The organism is Micromonospora sp. ZG13, from assembly GCF_059359355.1.
The window spans coordinates 602,157-623,123 of the sequence record NZ_JCADBQ010000003.1; the positions used below are offsets into that span (position 1 = coordinate 602,157).

General features: G+C 68.8%; 19 protein-coding genes and 1 tRNA gene. 11 read left to right on the top strand and 9 right to left on the bottom strand.

The window, feature by feature from the left end; all coding sequences use genetic code 11:
• Positions 1-15 precede the first annotated feature (15 nt).
• Positions 16-1,092, bottom strand: a complete 1,077-nt coding sequence (dpgA, locus tag AC5L34_RS10335; protein ID WP_101413988.1) for a 3,5-dihydroxyphenylacetyl-CoA synthase DpgA — start codon at positions 1,090-1,092, stop codon at positions 16-18.
• 45 nt (positions 1,093-1,137) lie between these two features.
• Here dpgA and dpgD point away from each other — a divergent pair, with 45 nt between their 5' ends.
• A complete protein-coding gene (gene dpgD, locus AC5L34_RS10340) occupies positions 1,138-1,935 on the top strand; it encodes an enoyl-CoA-hydratase DpgD (protein ID WP_494824613.1) in 798 nt (265 codons plus the stop codon).
• A gap of 8 nt (positions 1,936-1,943) precedes the next feature.
• On the opposite strand, the gene AC5L34_RS10345 is transcribed toward dpgD, so the two are convergent.
• Positions 1,944-3,104 (bottom strand): glycine amidinotransferase, encoded by a 1,161-nt coding sequence (locus AC5L34_RS10345; protein WP_393400404.1) that lies wholly within the window; start codon positions 3,102-3,104, stop codon positions 1,944-1,946.
• Between the two features lie 478 nt (positions 3,105-3,582).
• Between AC5L34_RS10345 and AC5L34_RS10350 the strand changes: the two genes are divergently transcribed.
• The 6 genes from AC5L34_RS10350 to AC5L34_RS10375 all read left to right on the top strand — a co-directional run bounded on the left by AC5L34_RS10350 (position 3,583) and on the right by AC5L34_RS10375 (position 9,222).
• Complete coding sequence (locus AC5L34_RS10350; RefSeq protein ID WP_494824616.1) at positions 3,583-4,569, top strand: methyltransferase; 987 nt, start codon at positions 3,583-3,585, stop codon at positions 4,567-4,569.
• A 42-nt stretch (positions 4,570-4,611) separates the two neighbouring features.
• Positions 4,612-5,949, top strand: coding sequence for a DUF6002 family protein (locus AC5L34_RS10355; RefSeq protein ID WP_494824618.1), 1,338 nt, complete (start codon positions 4,612-4,614; stop codon positions 5,947-5,949).
• 37 nt (positions 5,950-5,986) lie between these two features.
• On the top strand, positions 5,987-7,135 hold the full coding sequence (locus AC5L34_RS10360; protein ID WP_441174555.1) for a glycine amidinotransferase: 1,149 nt from the start codon (positions 5,987-5,989) through the stop codon (positions 7,133-7,135).
• Between the two features lie 9 nt (positions 7,136-7,144).
• Entirely contained in the window at positions 7,145-7,648 is a 504-nt protein-coding gene (locus AC5L34_RS10365) for a thiamine pyrophosphate-binding protein (RefSeq protein ID WP_441174556.1), read from the top strand.
• Positions 7,645-8,214, top strand: coding sequence for a thiamine pyrophosphate-dependent enzyme (locus tag AC5L34_RS10370; RefSeq protein ID WP_441174557.1), 570 nt, complete (start codon positions 7,645-7,647; stop codon positions 8,212-8,214). The genes AC5L34_RS10365 and AC5L34_RS10370 overlap by 4 nt, the downstream gene beginning before the upstream one ends.
• A 318-nt stretch (positions 8,215-8,532) precedes the next feature.
• Positions 8,533-9,222: a hypothetical protein gene (locus tag AC5L34_RS10375; protein ID WP_494824621.1), complete on the top strand. Its 690-nt coding sequence runs from the start codon at positions 8,533-8,535 to the stop codon at positions 9,220-9,222.
• Between the two features lie 74 nt (positions 9,223-9,296).
• Here AC5L34_RS10375 and AC5L34_RS10380 read toward each other — a convergent pair whose 3' ends face one another.
• The gene (locus tag AC5L34_RS10380) at positions 9,297-9,581 is read right to left on the bottom strand and encodes a hypothetical protein (RefSeq protein WP_494824623.1); all 285 of its coding nucleotides are present in this window, start codon (positions 9,579-9,581) and stop codon (positions 9,297-9,299) included.
• A 255-nt stretch (positions 9,582-9,836) separates the two neighbouring features.
• On the opposite strand from AC5L34_RS10380, the gene AC5L34_RS10385 reads away from it, so the two are divergent.
• Positions 9,837-10,352, top strand: a complete 516-nt coding sequence (locus tag AC5L34_RS10385) for a hypothetical protein (RefSeq protein ID WP_494824625.1) — start codon at positions 9,837-9,839, stop codon at positions 10,350-10,352.
• Positions 10,353-10,507: 155 nt separating this feature from the next.
• A complete protein-coding gene (locus AC5L34_RS10390; protein WP_494824626.1) occupies positions 10,508-10,636 on the top strand; it encodes a hypothetical protein in 129 nt (42 codons plus the stop codon).
• Positions 10,637-10,923: 287 nt separating this feature from the next.
• Here AC5L34_RS10390 and AC5L34_RS10395 read toward each other — a convergent pair whose 3' ends face one another.
• From AC5L34_RS10395 to AC5L34_RS10415, 5 genes are all read right to left on the bottom strand, one after another.
• Positions 10,924-11,337 carry a hypothetical protein gene (locus AC5L34_RS10395; RefSeq protein WP_494824628.1) on the bottom strand — a complete coding sequence of 138 codons (414 nt, stop codon included), beginning with the start codon at positions 11,335-11,337 and terminating at the stop codon, positions 10,924-10,926.
• A gap of 356 nt (positions 11,338-11,693) precedes the next feature.
• Positions 11,694-11,766, bottom strand: a tRNA-Arg gene (locus AC5L34_RS10400).
• Between the two features lie 481 nt (positions 11,767-12,247).
• Positions 12,248-14,200 (bottom strand): AfsR/SARP family transcriptional regulator, encoded by a 1,953-nt coding sequence (locus AC5L34_RS10405; protein ID WP_494824630.1) that lies wholly within the window; start codon positions 14,198-14,200, stop codon positions 12,248-12,250.
• Positions 14,201-14,315: 115 nt separating this feature from the next.
• A complete protein-coding gene (locus tag AC5L34_RS10410; protein ID WP_494824632.1) occupies positions 14,316-14,816 on the bottom strand; it encodes a hypothetical protein in 501 nt (166 codons plus the stop codon).
• Between the two features lie 65 nt (positions 14,817-14,881).
• A complete protein-coding gene (locus AC5L34_RS10415; RefSeq protein ID WP_494824634.1) occupies positions 14,882-16,111 on the bottom strand; it encodes an Hsp70 family protein in 1,230 nt (409 codons plus the stop codon).
• A gap of 659 nt (positions 16,112-16,770) precedes the next feature.
• On the opposite strand from AC5L34_RS10415, the gene AC5L34_RS10420 reads away from it, so the two are divergent.
• Positions 16,771-17,304, top strand: coding sequence for a very short patch repair endonuclease (locus AC5L34_RS10420; RefSeq protein WP_494824670.1), 534 nt, complete (start codon positions 16,771-16,773; stop codon positions 17,302-17,304).
• A gap of 395 nt (positions 17,305-17,699) precedes the next feature.
• On the top strand, positions 17,700-19,019 hold the full coding sequence (locus AC5L34_RS10425; protein ID WP_494824636.1) for an ATP-binding protein: 1,320 nt from the start codon (positions 17,700-17,702) through the stop codon (positions 19,017-19,019).
• On the opposite strand, the gene AC5L34_RS10430 is transcribed toward AC5L34_RS10425, so the two are convergent.
• Positions 19,009-20,967 carry a DNA cytosine methyltransferase gene (locus tag AC5L34_RS10430; RefSeq protein ID WP_494824638.1) on the bottom strand — a complete coding sequence of 653 codons (1,959 nt, stop codon included), beginning with the start codon at positions 20,965-20,967 and terminating at the stop codon, positions 19,009-19,011. The two genes, AC5L34_RS10425 and AC5L34_RS10430, sit on opposite strands and share 11 nt — an antisense overlap.

The following is a 20,967-nucleotide window of genomic DNA, read 5'->3' on the forward strand; positions in this document are numbered from 1 at the left end:
CGGCCTCCCCTTCCGTCACCAGGCCACCAGGGCCATTTCGATAGTTGATCCGGGTCCCATCGTCATGAGGACGCCGAATTCGCCGGGCGCCGCGTTCCGCTCGGCGAGCAAACGCTCGTAGGAGAAGAGAAAGGACCCGCTCGACAGATTTCCGTGCTCCCGGAGGACACCTGTCGTGTGTCGCACGTCGTGTCGGGACAGCCCGAGATTCGCGCGCACGGAGTCGATCACCTTCTTGCCACCGGAGTGGATGATCCAGTGCGAAATGTCGGAGCGGCGCAGATCCAGCCCGTCGAGCAGCTTTCCGAGCGCGAGCTCGGCGTGCGCGCCGACCACGTACGGCACGTCCTGGTCGAGATGGAAGCTGAACTTGCCGTGGTCGTCGTCCCAGTCGTAACGCATCGCGTCGACGGCGTCGGGAATGATGCAGCTGGAGAAGCGCAGGAGCGCCGGGCCGGTGGGAGCGTCGCCGTCCGGCCTGCACACCGCCACCGCCGCGGCGCCGTCGCCGAACAGGCTGTTGACGACCGACGAGCGCATCGTGCCGTCGAAGACGTACGCCGCGGAGCACGCCTCGATGCAGACCATGAGCGCCAGTTCGCCGGGGCGTGCCCCGGCCCAGCCCGCGACCGCGGTCAGGCCGTTCAGCCCCGCGTTGCACCCCATGCCCACCACGTCGAGGCGCGAGCAGTGCACGCTGATGCCCAGTTCTTTGATCAACAGCGCGGAGAACCCGGGCGTGATGAACCCGGTCGACGAGACGCAGCACAGGTAACGCACGTCGGACAGCGTCGCGCCGGCGGCCTTGAGGCAGGCCTCGACGGCCTCCCTGCCCATGGCCAGACCGTTGGTGACGTGTTTGCGCAGCAGTTCGCCCTGGCTCTCCGTACACCTCGAACCGTCGGGCCCGAGTGGCGGCAGCGTGAGGCCCCGGCGATCGATCGCGCTGTTGAGGAAGACCGACCTGATCCGCGGGTCGGTGATATGGAATTCGTCGAGCAGTTCACGCTGGCTGTACGACGTCGTCGGCACCGCGGTGCCGACCCCCACAATGCGCGGGGAATCGACCCGCTCCTTCACCCCGAGCCTCATCGACCTATTCCTCCCCATGAAGTCGAGCCGGCTAGACTCGCCGTCGTGTCCAATGGAGTGCGTTACGAGAAGAGCGGCCATGTCGCCGTCGTGACCCTCGACCGGCCCGAGGTGCTCAATGCGATGGACCTGCGCATGCACCAGGAACTCGCCCGGGTCTGGGACGATTTCGAGGCCGACGACGACATGTGGGTGGCCGTGCTCACCGGCGCGGGAACCAGAGCCTTCTCCGTCGGCCAGGACCTGAAGGAGCTGGCCGAACGGGTGCGGGCGGGCAGCGCGGGCACGGCGACCTTCGGCAGTCGCGGCAAGCCCGGCTGGCCCCGGCTGACCGAGCGGTTCGACCTGACCAAGCCGGTCGTCGCCAAGGTGCGCGGGTACGCCATGGGCGGCGGCTTCGAGCTCGCGCTGGCCTGCGACATCGTGATCGCGTCGGCCGACGCGACGTTCGCGCTGCCCGAGGCGCGGCTCGGCCTCATGGCGGGCGCGGGTGGCGTGTTCCGCTTGACCAGGCAGGTGCCGTGGCGCAGCGCGATGGGGCACCTGCTGACCGGCCGGCCGATGACCGCCCGACGCGCCTTCGAGCTGGGCCTCGTCAACGAGGTGGTGCCCGCCGACGAGCTCGACGCGTGCGTCGACGGTTGGGTGGCCGACATCCTGCGGTGCGCACCGCTGTCCGTGCGGGCGATCAAGGAGGCGGCGACGAAGTCGGTCACCATGCCGCTGGAGACCGCGTTCTCGACCCGGTTCGTCTGGGAGGAACGGCGGATGCACAGCTCGGATGCCGTCGAGGGGCCGCTCGCGTTCGTCGAGAAGCGCGAACCGCGCTGGCGGGGCCGCTGACCCGCCCATCAGCCGAGATAATCTTCCGCGCCGCCCTCGCGGACGGTGTCCAGGGTGAAGCAGTGGAAGCCCCCGCCGAAGAGCCGGCGATGCCGGTGCCGGACCGGTACGACGGTGAAGCCGTTGCGTTCCAGCGTGCGCACCAGCTCCGGACACGCCTCGTTGACCAGGACCGTCCCCGGGTCGACCGAGAGCACGTTGAGGTCGATGAACGGGCTGGTGAGGATCAGGTCGTCGTCGTCGTAGCGGGGGAAGTTGTCGCCCTCCGGCTCGGGCGCGACGATGTGGTCCCACCTGCGCAGCGGCTCGGGGAGCTTCTCCACCACCTGGGCGGAGCGCACCAGCAGGGTGCCCGGCCGCAACGCCAGCACCATGCTGTCGATGTGGCTGTCGCTGAGCTGGTGCACCCGGTGGATGCGGAAGCGCCCTTCCAGGTGGCGTTCGAGCCAGTCGCACGCCAGTGCGTGGTTGGCCGTCGAGACGTTGGCGACGACGTCCCGGCCCAGTCGCAGGCACTGGGCGCCGTCGAACATCATCTCGAACCCCACGTCGTACGGTGAGGGACGCGGATCCTCGATCGCCTCGGTGGGCCCGCCCGCCGTGCCGGTCCGGACGTAGGACAGGTCGAACGACGCGTCGGTCATCAACGGCCGCGGCATGACCGTCCATCGCGCACCCCGTCGGAAGTACTCGGCGAAGATCGGCTTGAGCAACTGCGTCTCGAAGTACCGCGAGCGGATCATCGGTGGCGTCTCGATGATCTCGTCGCCGAGGATCAGGGTGTTGTCCCGCACGTTGAGCGGCGGGACGACGGCGGCCGACCACGCCGGCGTGGCCACCTCCACGGTGGACGCGTCCACGTCGAGCGGCCGGTGGACGGTGACCGACAGGGACTCGAGGGTCTTCGCGATCCCGTCGAGGTCCTCGCACAGTTCAGCGACGTACCGCTGCTTGATCGGCACCCGGCCGGGCTCCGGCGTCGACCCGCCGGCGCCCCGCGCCGCCAGCCGCGGGTAGTACCACTCGGTGCGGAACGACCGGTTCTCCCTGATGTTGTCGTGGAAGAAAAGATCGAATGACAGCTCGCGCTCGTGCGACACGTAGTTCTCGGCCGACCCGACAATTACTTCCTTGAGCGGCGACCACTCATCAAAGCTGTTGAGCTGCATGCACTCCCCCGGGGCTGCATCCGATTAGTCTGCGCCGGACACCCCGCGGTGCCAGTGGTTCGGCTCCGCCGGGAGGTGTCAAGGGGTGCGCAAGACTCTGACCGACAAGCGCTTTCATTCGCTGATCCGGGCGCCTGAGGCGTTCGTAATCACCTAATCACAGAGAATCACCTCGGTACATGTGATCCACGTCACACTATTTGGGTCGTCCCGCCTTTGAGCCTTCCGGTAGTCTCGCCAACGCGGTCCACCCATTCAGTCTGCTCGATCGAGTCGTGGGTGATCAAAAGAGACGGACGGGGGTCTCTGCGACACAAATTCCGAGTTCAAACGCGGCGGCCATCCGCGCTGGCGATTAATCGCGAGATGGCGCCGAAACAATTCCTGCCCGGAATTCTCGCCAATCCACACAGGAGCGATGGGATTTATGCGCGCCGTACACGAAGGCGATCCGGTCTACGACCGTTTCCAGTTCTTGATGAACGCTCCCGCGTTGTTCAACGCGGTGGCCACCTCGGTCGAGCTGAGGATCTTCCACTTCCTCGCCGACCGGCCGGAGTCGACGTTCGACCAGATCCGCGAGTTCACGGACCTGCCGCAGCACCAGCTCCGCGTCCTCCTTCAGGCGGTCTGTTCGACCGGGCTGCTGACCCGTCGCGACGGTCGGTACGCGAACTCGGCGGTCGCCCAGGACCTCCTCGCCTCCGACGACGAGGACAGTTGGGCGCACATCATCGTCGGCTGGAAGGAGGTCTACTACCCCGCCTTCGCGCAGATGACGAAGGCGCTGCGAGCGGGCACCAACACCGCGCTCGACGCCTATCCCGGCGACGAACCCACGCTCTACCAGCGGCTTTCCCGCAATCCCGAACTCGAGGCGGTGTTCCACCGCGCGATGAGCGCCTTCACGCTGCGCTCCGTCGACGCGCTGGTCGAACGGCCGGAGTTCGCCGAGGTGCGGCACCTGCTCGACGTCGGCGGCGGTGACGGCACGACGTCCATCCGCCTCGCCGCCCGCCACGGTCAGCTCAAGTCGACGATCTTCGACATCCCCAGCGTGTCCAGACTCGCCGACGGCAAGACGACCTCGCTGGCCGACCGGGTCGACCTGCTGCCCGGCAACATGTTCACCGACGACTTCCCCCTCGGCCCGGACGCCGTCCTCTTCAGCCACGTGCTGGAGATCTTCTCCGGCGAGCAGATCCTGGCGATGCTGAAGAAGGCGTACGACGTGCTGCCGGCCGGCGGACGGGTATTCCTCTACGGTTACAACGTCTCCGACGACGAGACCAGCGGCATCTTCTCGGCGCGACTCGGCCTCTACTTCAACGTGCTCGCGAGCGGGCAGGGAATGGCCTACCCGGCGGCGGACTATGAGCGCTGGTTGCGTCAGGTGGGTTTCCAGGATGTGACGACGGTCCGCGGCCTTCCTTTCGAACACGGCCTCAGCATGGGCACCAAATAGCATCGACGACCGAAACAAGCGCGGAACCGGAAGGCTGTCCACATGCTTCTCGAGAACGCCCTCGCACACTATTACCCGCAGGTTCAAGAGGCACTGCGAACGCTGCTGGGCAATTCAGGGTCGAGCGAGTTCACGCCCGGTGTCGACCTGCCCGAACTGACGCCCGCGGTGCGTGAGTACCTTTCGGCCTCCGAACTGAGGCACACCCGGATGGGGCAGTACCGCGGCAAGGACCTCTCGCTGCTGGACCTGACCCGCAATCCCGGGACGATGACGACCAAGACGTTCGCCTCGCTGGTCATCGTCGCCCGCGCGGTCCGGCACATCCAGAGCACCGGCGAGCGCGTCACGATCGTCACGCCGTCCTCCGCCAACAAGGCCGTCGCCATGCGCGACGCGGTGCTGCGGGCGATCACCGCCGGGTTGGTCACGCCCGACCAGCTCAACGTCGCGGTCGTCGTGCCGGCCGGCTCCGTGCACAAGATCCGCGCGTCGGAACTGCTCACCGACCCGTACCTACGCGCCCGCAATCCCATCGCGGTGTACCGCGGCGAGGTGGCGGGAACCGTGAAGACGATCGCGCGGAACATGATCGACAAGCACGGGGAGGCGCTGGAGAAGAGCGCCAAGACCAACCTCTGGTACACCCTCCAGTTGGAGAACTACCTGGCCGCCGACGTGGTTCGGGCGCTGGCCGAGGCCGAGTTCTTCCCGCCGGCCACGGATGAGCCGCGGCTGCACGTGCACGCCGTGTCCAGCGCGTACGGCCTGCTCGGGCACGCGTACGGCCGGGAACGGTTCGGCGGGCCCGGCCTGCCCTCGCGGTACTTCCTCGTGCAGCACCTCGGCGCGCCGGACATGGTGATCAGCCTCTACCACGACGGCGAATTCGACACCGCACACCTGCCCGCCTACTCCTACGAGGCGGAGTCCGGCCACTACGTCCAGCGGGAGAGCCCGCACTTCCCGGCGGTCACCTTCGACCCGCGGGAGACGCTGGACCCGACCTTCTACACCAGGACCCCGGTGACCTCACCCCGGATGAACTCGCTGATCCACAACCAGGGCGGCGGCGGAGTGGTCGTCTCGCTCGCCGAGTGCCTCGAGCGGTTCGGCCAGGTGCGCTCCCTGCTGGGCGCGGCCGGTGTGCCGATCGCCGCGAACCCGACCGCCCTGCGCGAGTGGTCGCTGGTCATGGCCGTGACCGGGATCCTGAACGCCATCGACCGGGACCTGGTGCCGGAGGACGACATCGTCGTGCACGGTTCCGGCTGCTACTCCGTCGGCGACTTCGACGAGGTGACCCTCCGCGACATGCACGAGGTCGGCACCGACGACGACTCGCTCAGGAACGTGGTGCTCGAAGCCACCGCGCTGTGACCGCCCCCCGCCGCTCCACGAGGAAGGGAACCTCTCGATGCGCCTGAACAGCTACGACGACTTCTCACCGCTCAAGGAGGTCGTCCTCGGCTCCGCGGCGAACTACCTCGAACGCATCCACGACCTGTCGTTCGACATGTTCGTCAGCGACAACCTCACCGGCGCCAAGGGGTACTACCCGAGCATCACGGACTGGTACGACGCCGCGTCCCGCGCCAGCCGCAACGAACCGCACCGGCTCGCGACGAAGAAGCGCTTCCTCGGCGAACTCATCGAGGACGTCGAGGGCATCTCGACCATCCTCGAATCCCTGGGGGTGCGGGTCCTGCGGCCGATGCCGCTCGACCCGCAGCCGAAGGACGTGGCGACCCCCGCCTGGTCGGCGCCGGTCACTCCCCCGCTGAACGTACGGGACAACACGCTGATCCTCGGCGACGAGATCATCGAGACGCCGCCGACCCTGCGGGCGAGGTACTTCGAGACGCAGTTCCTCAAGCCGATCTTCATGCGGTACTTCGCGCAGGGCGCGCGCTGGACGACGATGCCCCGGCCGATGATGACCGACGCCTCGTTCGACCCGGAGAACGTCGCGAACGCGGCGCCCAACATCGAGGTGCCGGTGCACCCGCAGCCGTCGCCGTACGACGTCGGCCCGGAGATCATGATCGACGGCGCGAACTGCCTGCGGCTCGGGCGCGACCTGATCGTCAACATCTCCAACGCCAACCACGCGCTGGCGTGCGACTGGCTGGAACGGCACCTGGCGGGGCGCTTCCGCGTCCACCGCATGCACAAGCTGACCCAGAGCCACATCGACAGCGTGGTGATCCCGCTGCGGCCGGGCACCCTGCTCATCAGGTCCGAGCGGGTGCTCGACTTCCTGCCGGAACGGCTGCGCAGGTGGGACACGATCGTCTCGCCGGTTCCGGACGTCGGCGACTACCCGCAGTACGACAACGACGATCCGATCCCCGCCAGCCCGTACATCGACCTCAACCTGCTGTCGATCGACGAGAACACCGTGCTGGTCAACGACGCCTGCAAGACGCTGATCCGCACGCTGGAGGACCACCGGTTCACGGTGGTACCGGCACGGCACCGGCACCGCCGGCTGTTCGGCGGCGGCTTCCACTGCTTCACCCTCGACACCGTCCGTACCGGCGGCGCCGAGGACTACCTCAGCTAGGAGGGGCTCATGGCGGTTCTCGACTGCGCATCGGCCCTGTCCGACGCACTGCTGGAGCGGAAGTTCGCACCGTTCTTCGGCACCCCCTGCGGCATCCTGGCGCCTCTCTACAGCCGGCTCGAGGCCGCCGCGAACCTGTGCACCGTCTCGCGCGAGGACAACGCGGTCGGTGTCGCCGCCGGGGCCGCGATGGCGGGGAGGAGCCCCGTCGTCCTGATGCAGAACTCCGGCCTCGGCCAGTCGGTGAACGCCATCGCGTCACTCGTCGTGCCGTACCGGATCCCGATGCTCCTCATCGTCAGCCTGCGCGGCGTCCCCCCGGACTTCACCACGGAGAACATCGTCATGGGTCGTCTGACCGAACCAATGCTCCGCGAGGCGGGGATACCGACCGCCCAGCTCGACGAGGAGAACCTGTCGGCACGCACCGACTGGGCCAGCACCCTCGTCGTCGAGCGCCGCCAACCGGCGGCGCTGCTCGTTCCCCCGTCCCTGTTCGGGTGGCGGGCATGAACAAGACGGCCGCCATCCGCGCGCTCATCGAGGCGACGTCCGCCGACCCGATCATCTTCACCACCGGGTACTCCTGCCGCATCGCCAGGAACGTGGCCGACCGGCCGAACCACTTCTACATGACCGGCAGCATGGGCCTGGCGGCCTCCATCGGAACCGGCATCGCCATGTCGACGGGCAAGCTCGTGGTCGTCGTCGACGGTGACGGCGCACTGACCATGAACCCCGGCTGCCTCATCACCGCCGGCGCGCTCGCCCACCTTCCGCTCTTCCACCTCGTCCTCGACGACGGCCGGTACGAGTCCACCGGAGGCCAGAGCGTCCCGTCGCGACGCATCAACTTCACCGCACTCGCCGAAGCCGCCGGATACACCGGCGTCTGGCACGTCGACGACCTGAGCAAGTTCAAGGAGTTGCTGCACAGCGAGCTGAGCACGTGCGCGACCCCCACGTTCGTGCACTGCGAACTCACCGAACAGGACGAAGCCGGTGCGCCGCCGAGGATCGAGGCCGAACTCGCGCAGCACCAGCTCCGGTTCAGCGGACACCTCGCCGCACGCCGGTGACCACCGGCCGACGCCAAGGCCGCTGAGGCCAGTTCCAAGGCCACTCGTCGGCAATCGTTCCGTGGATGGTCCGTGGCGGTCCGGGCCATCCACGGACCGGGCTGCGACCGACGGTGCAGGCATTGATGCGGTACGGCCAGCTGGCCGTGCCCCTGCCCGAGCGAATCCGGGAGTACCCCGGGTCGGCCGCTGGAGGATGACGGGACGGCGTAGTGCGGCCCACTTCACTAGGGTGGACGGTCGGATCGCCGACCCACCGGAGGACGCTTGTTGTCCGAAACACCGGACGCCGGACCCTATCTCCGCAGCTACGACCCGATGATCAGGCCCGATCACCTGACCTGGACAGAGGTGGATCCGGCCCGGAATCCGTTCGACCCGGGCACCGCCCTGGCCATCATCCGGTCGCTGCCGATCGCCGCAACTGTCCCCGCCCGGCCACCTGGCCGCTCCGGCAGACCGGAGGTGTACGACTGGGGACAGCAGCAGGGCACCCGGTGGGCCGATCAGATGAGCTTCGCGATCGTCGGTCGTTACGGACGCTGGGCGTCGGGCTGGCGGTGGGGCGTCGGCGAGGCGGACTTCAACGGCGGCCCCGTCCACGCCTGGTGCTGCCCGACCGACAGCATGGGTAGCCCGGAGCAGACGCTCGGCGTGGTCACCGAGTCTCTGGTGGAGTGGCGGGGGTGGCTGGAGGAACTGTCCGAACGCTTCGACCGGTTCCTGCCGCCACTCGCCGCCGACCCGGCCGACCCCGATGCCTGGGAACGTGCGGTGCTGCATTTCGTCACCGTGGTGGTCGACCGGACCTGCGCGGACGGCCACTGGGAAGGGCACTGCCGGCAGGTGCTCGGCTGGTTTCTCGGCCTGACGGGCGTACCGCCAGAACGGCACAAGCCGCTGCTCAACCATTCGATCGACGGCCGATTCGACGACTTCCGCGCCCCGTCGAGCCTCCTGATCCTGGACGTCGCCGAGCGATTCGGCCGGGCGGCAACCGGTCGGTGATCATGTCGATCGCCGGCGGGTGCGTGACGTCCGACGGCGTGCACAGGTGTTGATCCTTCCGAGTTCACCGTCGCTCAGCCGATCCCACGATCGCCTCGGCCGCCGTCGTGCGGCTGGTCTTCGCCAGCTCCAACGAGGTCACCGGACGACTCGACCAGATCGATGAAGCGTCGAAATATCGGCCACGGAATCCGCCCGTCACCGGCCTGCACCAGCACACGATGTGCCGGCTGCGGCGTGAACGGGCCGTCATCCGGAGTCGCGTCAGGGATGACGACCGCGACATGCCCGTCCGCCTCCGACATGCCGGTCAGCTCGTACTGCCAGGCGTCGTCGGGCAGGCTGTAGTACGAGTTCACCTCGTACAGCTCGGTGCCGGCGGCTTGCCCTGTCGCCGGCTCGCCGCGCGCCTGGACCCAGGCATCCGATGGCAAGCCGCGTAGCGGCGCGGCAGCCGATCGCCCCATCCTCGACGGCGGCCGATCACCCCGCGATCGTCAAGGCCCTGTCGCTCCGCCACTTGGAAGATCGGCGGATCAGCCTGGCCCTCGGCTATCCCTGCCAAGCGGGCATCACCTGTCGTGGGAGGCGCCTGCCTTGGTAGCGTGCCGGCCGTGCTGGACGAGCGTGTGCGGATCTACCGGTTCGAGCCCTACGCCGACCACCTGGCCGTCGTGCTCTCCGACGCAGAGGCGACCGAGGGTGTGTTTGATGGGGACACCTGGGACAGGGCCGATGAGGCGTGGCGGATTGCCGCAGAGCGTCACTGCGTCGTGATCGGCACAGCTCGCTATGACTACGTGCCGGTGAGGCTGGACATCTGGTGCGCTCCTCCTGTTTCCGATCCACTCGACGCCTATGACCATGTCGCGGAAGCCGACGTCGAGTTCCCGTCCGGGAAGCTGGCAGTCACGGGTGCTACGCAGCTTCCGGAGGAGGTGGAACCGGTCCCTGTCCCGGCAGGGCGATACCGGGTGCGCGTGGGGTATCTCCCGACTGGGCATCGGCCGTCGAAGTTCTCTGAGACAGACCCGGGCGATCATCTGGAGTACCGGGTCACCATGTGGCCAACGGTTGAGGAGCGCGGGGTCCGGATTCTCAAACAGGGCCAGTCGCCATGGGCCTACTGAGCGCGACCGGGGCAACGTGGTGTCCTCGTCGACGTACTCCCGGGTCTGGGAAGAGGCGCGGACGCTGAGCCTGGCCCCGGACCGAGTGGCCTCCCCCTGGCCGGGCGTCCTTACGACCTGCGGCACGCCGGGGTATCGCTCTGGCTGAACGCCGGGTGCCGGCGCCCGAGGTCGCGCAGCGGGCCGGGCACTCGGTTGACGTGCTGCTCAAGGTGTACGTGAAGTGCCTCGACGGGGACCGCAGCCGGGTGAACGAGCGGATCGAGGCGGCACTGAAGCGGTGAGCGGTGGTCGAACCGATTTGCTCGATGATGGCTTGCTGACCCTTCGCCTAGCCTGCTACCTCTTCCAGCTATCGAGGAGCTTGAGCCGCGCCAACTTGGCTGGACTGGTTGAACGCTCACGGCCGGGGTAGCGGTACCGCCGGGGCGGGCGGGGTGGCAGCAGCGGTGCGATCTCGGCCCAGAGTTCGTCCGAGACGCTCCACGGCGGCTGCTCACCCTTCCTCACGTCCAGACAGAATGATCCTCACGTCCCGAGGACACGCCCACCATCATCCCGTTAGGAGTTGTCAGACGCCGACCGGGCTGCCGGCGTCAGCCGGTGGGTCGGTGCGACCCCGGGCCTGCCGGGCCCGCCAGGAGCGCTCGACCAGCGCCACGACGAGTAGCCAGATTCCCATCCCCAGGCCGACCCAGATGCGTCGCATCGGAGCGAACGCTTCGGCGTCCCTGGCCCAGTCACGCTCTTCGAGGTAGACGACGGTCATTCTCTCCCCGACCCCGGGAGTCCCCTTCCAGGCCCACAGCTCCGTCTCGTGCCCCGAGGCGAGCCGGACCCGGACGAGGTCGGAGCGACCGACGTGCCGTGCCCTGACGACCTCGGCCGGCGCGCTGACGCCGTTCGCGCTGAGATAGAGACCCTGGCCGATACTAAACAGCGCCCAAGTGACCAGCAGCGCACCGCTGAGCACGAGCGCCAGCATCCGCCGTCTCGGGTTGGCGGTGAACGGGCCTGACGTCGACGCAGGCTGAGGCTGCGGGGTAACCATCGCCCCAGCGTGTCACCCACCGGCAACGGGGTGCGGTGGACCCGGCGGGGGCCCGTCGCGGCCACCCCGTTCGAGTAGGACGAGGAGCGGACCCATCGTCACCATCACGGCTGACCCCTGCCTACAGGGTGTGGAAGCGGGCCGGCACGAGGATCTTCAGCTCAACCGCCCAAGATCATTGCGCGCAGGGCTGCAAACAGCGGCTTCGGGTGGCATCTGGCTGCGCAGGATGACCGATCGACGCGGAGGCGTATCCGCTGCTCAGATGGCATTTTGGCTGATCTTCGAGGTGCCCCCGGCAGGATTCGAACCTGCGACACACGGTTTAGGAAACCGATGCTCTATCCCCTGAGCTACGAGGGCGCGAGGGCCTAGTCTAGCGACCTGGGGGTTCACCTGGGGTGGCAGGGAGTGGCCCACGTTCACCCGCGTCACCCGGACCCGCGTTCGCCCAGCCCAGGACCACACCTGGAGCACACGACCCCGGGTTGCGACCGGCGGTCGCCGCGGTGACCCGCGTTGGCACCGGTTGACCCCGGTTGGCATCCGCTGGAGAGCACACACCGCGCACATCATCGAAGATCAACGACGTTCCGTCCGCATGCCCACAGTCGGCGCCGCCACCAGAGACCAAAGAGCGCTCAGCCGCATCGGCACTCGAACGTCGAGGCGGGAGTCACAGACGTCTCCCTCACCGAGAGATCCACACATCGAGGAATCGGCTGCGCTCGCCACCCCTCACGCAACGTCACTGCCTTGATCATGACGCTAAGTCCAGGGGCCGCCCTCGTGCGTAGGTCGAGATCAACTCGGCGGACACTTGCAGCCGTACCTATTTTTGCACTCAAACCTGTACGCCGCAGGTGAAGCCTCGGTCAGCGGCGGTGCCGACTGGTGTCTCGCTGGCGGCGACGCCGCTGCGGTGCAGAAGCTGCTGGTGGGCGTGCAGGAGCCGTTCGGCGGCGGCCGAGTCGCCGAGCGCGGTGAGTTCGTCTGCGGCGCACTGGTGCAGGTCCTGGTTGTAAGGGTCGACGAGGATCGCCGCCTGCAGGGTCCGCAGCCGGTCGTGCGGGTTGTTGTGCACTGCCGCGAGGCTGGCGTAGGCGTCGAGGACCAGACGGCGGATGGCCTCGCGGGGCTGATCGATCCACGGCCAGGTGTGACCTGCGGCGAGGTCACCGGTGTAGGCGTCGATCGCCGTTTGCCAGGCGGGCACCGGATCGGTCAGGTTGGCGGCGGCATGGTGGGCGGCTGTGCGCAGCCGCCACAGGTCCACATCGACACCGTCGGGATCCAGGGGGTAGCGGTCGTCGGTGCTGGCGAGCACCGTCACGGAGGTCGCCGCGCGGACGGCGGCGCGTAGGGCGCTGATAGTGGTGTACAGGCGGCCGGTGACGGTGTGGACGGGCACGCCGGGCCAGATGGCTTGAACCAGTTGCGTGGTTGTGGCGCCGTCGGGCTGCACGGCGACGAGGACCAGCACCTGCAGGGCGGCGCTGCGTCGGATGGTGACCGGCTGCCCGTCGATGATCAGGGCGGGACGGCCGAGCACCCGCAACTGAACCGCTGGCGACGCGGCGGGTGGCGGAATGACCGGGGGTGGGATGTCACCGCCAGGCTGGCGGGGAATCCGAACGCTTACGTCAACTGGCGGCTTCTGTGGTGCGGGCGTCGATGAGGTGCCGTCGGACACCGAGGGCGTGGGGTGGGCGAGGACGGTGAGCAGGTCCGTCGCGGCGTTGCGATCGAGGACGCACAGCCGCGGCCCCGCCTGCCCGGTCCGAGCGTCGATGGTGTGACCGTGGCGGTCGATGTGCCAGGTGCACACGAGTGGTGCCGCGCCGAGCGCGACGACTTGTGCTCTCCTCGTCAGGCCGGCCAGCCGGTCAGCCGTTGCTGCGGAGGGCGAGGCGGTGATCAGCACCAGGGGGCCGATGTTGTTCTCGAACAGTGCGGGCGCGCCGGCTGGAGACGGCAGCAGCGAAATGGCCTTCTCGACGGTGTCGGCGACTCTCAGCCCGGGGATCGTGATGGCTGCGGCTGCGAGATCGGGCAGCAGGGTGGTCAGCGCGGTGCGGGTGACAAGCACCCGGGCGGTGTCGGGTGGGTCGCGCAGGGCGGCGAGTAGGCGCGTGACCAGGACACTGCGGGTGGCGTCGGCAGCACCGTCGCCGACGTACGCCACCCCGGTAGCGGGCACGTCCGGCACTGCGGCCTTGGTGGTGGACGGTGGCGGCTGGCGGTCGACGACGGCTGCCCGCACGGCGTCCACCGTGTCCGGCATCGGCGTCAGCGGTGCGGCATCGCCGGAATCGCGGCCGGGTTGGTAGGCGCGACGGCGGCGCAGCCACACCAGGGCTGCTGCGGCAGTGACCTGTCGGGCGGTCTCGTCGGGAAGCCAGCCCCCGGCAACCGTCACTCCTTCGCCGGCCCGAACTGTCACGTCGGAGGGGAGCTGGTGGGGTCCCTCCGTGGCCGCCGGGAGAGGCACGTCCGGCAGCCCGGAGGCGGGAACGTGGGCGTGGGCGGTCGTAAGGGCGGCGGCGCCGGCCATACTTGTCGCAGCGGCCTGCCACGGCGTGGGCAGCGGCAGGCGGCGCAGCCAGCGTGCCCCGGCCCGTAGCCGACGGGCAGCCGTCACCGCGATCGTGTAGGCCACCGCCAGCCAGAGCAGCCATGCCAGGGCGGTGAGTCCGACGGTGAGTGCCTGCGGGGTCAGCGGGTCCGCGATCCAGTCCCGGAACTGCGCCCCGGTCGGCCATCCTGGCAGCGGCGGCCCGACGACGGTGGCCAGCACCCATGGCGGAGCCGCCAGCACCAACAGTACGAGCGCGATGCCCGTCGCCCGGCGGGGTCAGCTCACCCCCGCCACCCCTTCGCGTGGACGCGGCAGCGTGCCGTGGCCGACAGGCTCATCGCAGCGGTCGACCAACTCTGCCGGGCAAGATGCATGTCCGCAGCTGACGCAGCCACCATGCGGCCACCGCGATGGCGTAGATGACCCCGAGGATCCCCGAGGCCGGCCTGCTGACCAGCGCGGCGGTGATGACCCCCAGTGGTGCGCCCAGGATCAGCCGCAGAATCGGCTGGGGTACCACCGCCATGATGGTTCCAACGCCGAGGAGCAGGCCACCAACACGACCGGCGAGGTCGATCCACACCACCATGTCGGGCCAGCGGTCGGCGGTCAGCGAGTACTGGATCATCGCCATGCCCAGTCCGGCGGTGATCACCGACCCGGTCGGAAAGGCGAGCATCTGCGACCAACCGCCCACCGGCGTGCGCCACTGCCGGGCCGCGACGAGGGCCATCACCGCGGCAGCGGCGACGATCGGGGCGACCGGCAGCAGCGACCACCGCAGGAATCCCGCGACGGGATCACCGATATAGAGACTGCCGACCACGGCGTACATGCCGACGATGGCGACGCCGAGGGACGCTGACGCCAGGATCCCGGTGCCGGTCTGCGAGCCAGGGTTCAGCAATGGTCCCGCCGCCAGGCTGGTCCGGGCGGCGACCCCGAGCCGAGGACGGTGCCGGCGCCAAGGCTGGCGATCACCGCGAACACCGCCGCCACCGCGAGCTCACCCCAGTTGAGCACCGCTGACCGGTACATCATGGTGCCGTTCCACTCCGGCGTGAGCAGGAACTGCGAGACCAGGCCCAGCGATGCGAAGCCGGGCACCGCGATCGCCACGGCGCGCCGCACCGGCGGCACCGGCGGTACCGCCGCCGCGCCGGGGCTGGTGGCGCCGACGTCGGCAGCGCCAAGTACCGCCGCCATCGCCGGCTCCGGGACAACGGTCAGGGCCACCGGCACCGCGTCGGCGAGGACCTGCCGCAGCAGCGGCAACCGGGCGACACCGCCCACGCAGTACACGCCGGCGAGGTCGTGCACACTGATTTCCGCTGCGGCAATCGCCTCGGCCGCCAGGTGCGCGACGCGCTGTAGGACAGGATGAGCGGCCTGTTCCAGCAGCCCGACGGTGAGCACCGTGGCCGAGGCGTCGGGCAGGGGCAGAGTCACCGCGGCGTGGTCGGTCAGGGCGTGCTTCGCGGCCCGGACGCTGGCAGCGAGAGCCCACTGGCCGCCGTTCCCGTCGTGGGGACCGTCGTGGGCGGTGAGGGCCATGATGATGGCGTCGTCGATTGCCGTGCCTCCGGCGGCCGGGTCGGCCAGGGTGGCGAGGACCTCGAATCCGGCCGGGCCCCGGCGCAGGACGGTGACCTCCGCCCCCGCTCCGACGTCGCAGATCACGATGAAGGATCCGACCGGCAGTTGTACGCCGGTGGCGAGCAGATGCTCGGCGACAGCGACCGGCGCCTCGACCAGTCGCGGTTGCGCCAGACCCGCGCGATGAGCGGCCTGCCGCAACCAGGTGCGCCGTCGAGGCCCCCACCCGGCGGGCACCACCAGCCGCACATCCTCCACCCGCGCCCCGACCGCGTTGTACGCCTCATGGGCGACGCGGCGCAGCGTCGCGGCCACTAGGTCGACGCCGTCCACCTCGGTGTCGGCGATGGTCAGGCGGTGCTCGTCAGGTGAGTGACGCGGGGCCGGAACGAACCGGTCCGGGACGCTCGCGGCCGCCTGCCACGCCTGATGACCGGTCAGCATGGCACCGTCAGGGGCGAGCAGCACAGCGCTCGGCAGGTCCGGCTCGCCGTCGAACAGCAGTGGCGTCCAACTGCCGTCCGACCATGCCACCGCCGCAGTCGTACCCAGGCTTCCACAGTCGATTGCCAGCCGCGCTTCCCCCGCCCGCATAGATCCAGTCAAACATGAGGATCATATTCACGTCACCCACGAACCACTCTCAGCAAGCGACGATCGGCGTCGGGACCGGCAGCACGCTTTCGATGCCCGCCGATGGGTAACCGGGCCGCCATCTGTTCAACGAACTGCACCAGCGGCGGGAGGCGGCGTGGCCCAGCGGGTTGCACCCCCTCTAGGTGGGCAGTCATGACCAAGCAGCCGCTCGCGGGAGAGGGGAGGATTTGATGTTCGACGTCACATTTGCCGCTGGCCGTCGTGCAGTGCGAAGCACGGAGTAGCCGCTCGTGGAGTCCTGTCCGGTGACGGTACGAAAGTGAGCTGCGATTAGGCTGTCGCCTTCGACGGGTCCCGGCAGCGGTCGTGGGGCACAGGCACCGCGCCTGTGACAGGCACGCCGAGCCCGACGAGAGCGACGGCGGGGATGCGTACAGGACGCATGCGAGGTGCGAGATCATCGATGGCTGTTGGCGGCACGAGACTCTTCACCACCGTCGGGCGACGGGACACGATCTCTGACCAAGGTTCAGGTGGTGACGCGGCGAGGTGAAGAGCCGCCGGTGCTCGTGCGGATATGGTCGGGCTGGGGTGTGATGACGAACCACGGCGATGGTGGCTTCCCGCCGCCGGGTAGCGCTTCGGGAAGACCCTGGGTGGCTACGACCGAGGGGAGCCACCTGCGGGGCCGCCGCACACGGGACACCGCACCCGAGGTCGCGTTGCGCCGCGCCGTGCACGCTCTCGGCCTTCGATATCGCTTGGGCCGAACCCTGTTCAACCGGTGCCGGCCGGACCTCGTATTTCCGGGCCCGCGCGTCGCGGTGTTCGTCGACGGGTGCTTCTGGCACGGATGTCCTCAGCACGGGCCATCCCGGTTCCGAGGTCCCAACGCAGACAGGTGGGCGGCGAAGATCGAGACGAACAGGCAGCGTGACCAACGGGTCGACAACGAGTTGGTCGGGGACGGCTGGCGAGTGGTCAGGGTGTGGGAGTGCGAGGTGCGCCGAGAGGCAGGTGAGGCGGCACGCCGGGTTGCTGATGTGGTGCGTGACCCGTCATGTCCGGACACCCTTCCTGCGGGTTCGGTCGCCCGCCGTTCACCCGGCCGGCGTTCCGCCCCTAACTAACCTCCCTGCCGCCGCCCGTGAGCCGGAGTGTGCTCCTTTACCTGCAGCGCGGCGAGCCGGTTAGGGCCGCCGCGAGGCACATCAGAGCCTTGGTCGTTCGATCCATCGCGCCGGTCGTACCCCCGTCTTAGGGTCGGCGGCGTGCGCCCCGGTCCCCCTGCGGCCCGCTTCTGTCATTGGTCCGCCGCCCGGGTTGGACCCACCGTTGCATGTCGGATGGGCCGTGGCCGCTCCATGCTTCCGGAGGCTGGTCCGAGCCCGGCTGACCGGCGGCCGCACGTGTGACTGCCGGTCACGGGTTGGTTGCCGTCGAACTGGTGTGCGTCCGACGGTGTGACTGGCGGGAGAGTATGACATCCTGGTCCCCGTCATCGTTTTCGACCGGAGGAGGCGTCGTGAGCGCTCGGAACCTGTACAGCGTGGCGCCGTCTGCTGCGCGGTTGACCGACTCGCTGCGCGACATCGGTTACGACTTTCCGACCGCCGTGGCCGACGTGGTGGACAACAGTGTTGCCGCGGGCGCGAGTCGCGTCGAGATCGACATCGTGTTCGACGGATCCGAGTCGTGGGTGATGATCGCCGACGACGGCGAGGGTATGAGCGCCAACGGCCTGTTGGAGGCGTTGCGCTACGGAAGCCGGCGCGACTACGGTCGCGGCGACCTCGGCCGGTACGGGCTGGGATTGAAGACCGCCTCTCTGTCGCAGTGTCGGTCCCTGACGGTGGTCAGTCGCAGGAGGGCGGCCACGGCCCGCACCGTGTCGCGGATGATCGACCTCGATCTCATCGCCGAGGTGGATGACTGGGTCGTCGCCGAACCGGCGAACGACGAGCAGGTCGCCAAGGCCCGCGAGACGGTGGCGGACACGGGGGGCACCGTGGTGCTCTGGCGCGGACTCGACCGCGTTCTGCCCGAACGTAAGCCAGAGGGCGGCTGGGCGCGTCGCCGGTTGGAGGCACTGGCGGGCAGGACGGCTGACCACCTGGGTACGGTTTTCCACCGCTTTCTTGAGGGCGAGGTCGGCGGCGGCCTCGTGATCACGGTCAACGGCGAGAAGGTTCGGCCGTGGAACCCCTTCGCCCCGAACGAGCCATCACGGGAGATGCTTCCTCCGCTCCGTTTCGAGGTGACCGTCGGTGAGGCCACCGGCACGGTGTCATTGCAGCGGTACGTCCTGCCGTCCCGCGACCAGTTCTCGTCGCAGGCGGAGTTCGAGCGGCTCTCGGGCCCACTGAACTGGAACCGTCAGCAGGGCCTGTACGTCTACCGTGCCCAGCGGCTGGTCCAGTGGGGCGGCTGGAACGGCATGCGAGGCATCGACGAACACACGAAGCTCGCGCGGGCGGCGCTGGATTTCGACACGGATCTTGACGTGGTGTTCAACATCAACGTGGCGAAGATCAGGGTGGCGATGCCGCCGCAGTTGCGTCAGCTGCTCGAACGTCCGGTGCATGAGCTGTGTATGCGGGCAGACGACGCCTACCGAAAGAACTCGCGCAGTGCCTCCGAGGGCGGCTTGAGGGTGGCCTCCGAGCAATTGGCCGCCCTGTCTCGCAGCGAGGCGTCTGGGGCTACGCCGCCGATGCCGGTTGTCGGCTTGGCGCTGCGAGCAGCTGCTATGCGTGCGGGTGAGTACGCGGCCCTGCAACGCATCGGGGAGAGGTTGCGGGCTGAAGCCCCTGACGTCGCCGCCGCGCTCGGCTTCAGGGACTGACCACCGGCTGCCGGTCGGTCCGACTACCCCGTTTGGCTGCCTCGCTGCATGCCTTGTTGACGGGGCAGCGTGAGCAGGCAGGGTCGGTGGGGCGGCAGACGGTAGTGGCTAGCTCGATCAGGCCAAGGTGTGCCCGCCGCGCGTTGGTGTCATCGCCGATCATTCGGGCGATGGCCAGACGCCCTGCGGTCATCCTGTGGCTGCGTTCGACGTGCTCGCCGGTGAAGCGGGCGGCGACGCGGTGGGTGCCCTTGGTGATGAGCACGGGTTCCTCCGCGTTGTCCTCGTCGCGCGTTGGAATCGCGAGGACGGCGAGGTCGACTACCGAGGCGTCGACCCCGCGAAGGTTGTGGATCTTGTCGTCGTCGAGCAGGTCCGGTTGCGAGGTGAGCGTGCGCGCCAGTTCGAGTAGCCGCTCGGCGCGGTGCTCCCGGTTGATCCACCGCCCGATCTCGACGAGTTCGTCGCCGGCGTCGACGGTGTCCTGCGGCTGCTCCCATCGTTCGAGCAGTGACCAGAGGACTCGGACCTGCTCGGGTGCTGCCCGGTCGAGAAGCATCTCCGCGGAGATGACCTGCCACCGCGTCCGGGCGCACAGCCACGGGAGGGCTAGCTCGCCGAGGTCGTCGAACCAGGTCGCGAGGGCTTGGGCGATGTCGCGGCTGCGGTAGGCAACTGGCTCTGAGGCGTCCAGCGCTGTCATGACGGCGCGCCCAAGCTGGGTGCCGAGCGCCGGCGGTACGGCGTTACCGATCTGGCGGAACGCGGCCGTGGGTGGGCCGGCGAAGCGGAACCAGTCGGGGAAGGTCTGTAGCCGCGCGGCCTCACGCACGGTCAGTGTGCGGTCCTGTCGGGGATGGATGTACCAGTAGCCATCCTTGGCGATGTGCGCGGTGATGGTGCGGGAGTAGGTGTCCTCGCTCAGGCGCTTGTACTTGTCGTCGAAGATGTCGTCGCGGTAGCGCTTGACGTCCTCCGGTAGGTCTGAGTACCGGGTGCAGGCGTCCATCATGTCGAAGGCTCGCTGGTCGTCCTCGCGTACGGGTCGGGTGATGTGATCGAAGACCTTGCCCGTGTCCGCTCGTGCAACACCGCGACGCATCTGCCTCTGAAAGGCAGAAGCGGGACCGGCGTAGTCTGACCAGCCGTCGGCGCCGCCCTCGGGCCTCCAGCCGCCCTCGACCTCGGGTAGGTCGCCGATCGCGTTCCACACCGACACCCGGTCCGGTACCTCTGTCGGCCAGTCGAAGGCGACTCCATCTCGCAGCGCAACCAGGATCAACCGCTGGCGGAACTGGGGTACGCCGTAGCGCAGGGTGTCAACGACCCGTTCCTCGACCGCGTAACCGATCGACTCCAACTCGTGCACCATGGTGCGGAGAATGAACATCTCCCGATCGAGCGCCATGTCGGGGACGTTCTCCATGATCACGGCGGCGGGTCTGGCCAGCTGGATGACCTCCAGGAACGAGCGCCAGAGGTCCCGGCGTTCGTCGTGCGCCGGGCGGAGACCGTGACGGACCTGGTGACGGATCAGTGAGCGGCCCGCCCGGGAGAAGGGTTGGCACGGTGGGCCGCCGGCCAGCAGCTCGATCCCCGCCTCCTTCACCAGATCGGCGATCCGCCGGACGTTGGCGGACTCTCCCAGGTCGCAGTCGAGGGTGAGGCCCGGGTAGTGGTGACGATGCGTCTCGACGGACTCTGGGTCGCGGTCGGCCGACAGGACCACACGAAACCCGGCCTCCGTGAGGCCCAGACTCAGGCCACCTGCACCACTGAACAGGTCCGCCGCCAGCCGCTCACCCCGCTCACGGCAAGCTGCGGCGAAACGGAGGAACTCGGCGTCGTCCCCGCACGCCTCGGCGTGTGGCGCAAGACGGACGAACGGGCCGCGCACGAGCTTGACGCCATAGCCTGCCCGACGTCGGTCGACGGTATCGTCCGTCAC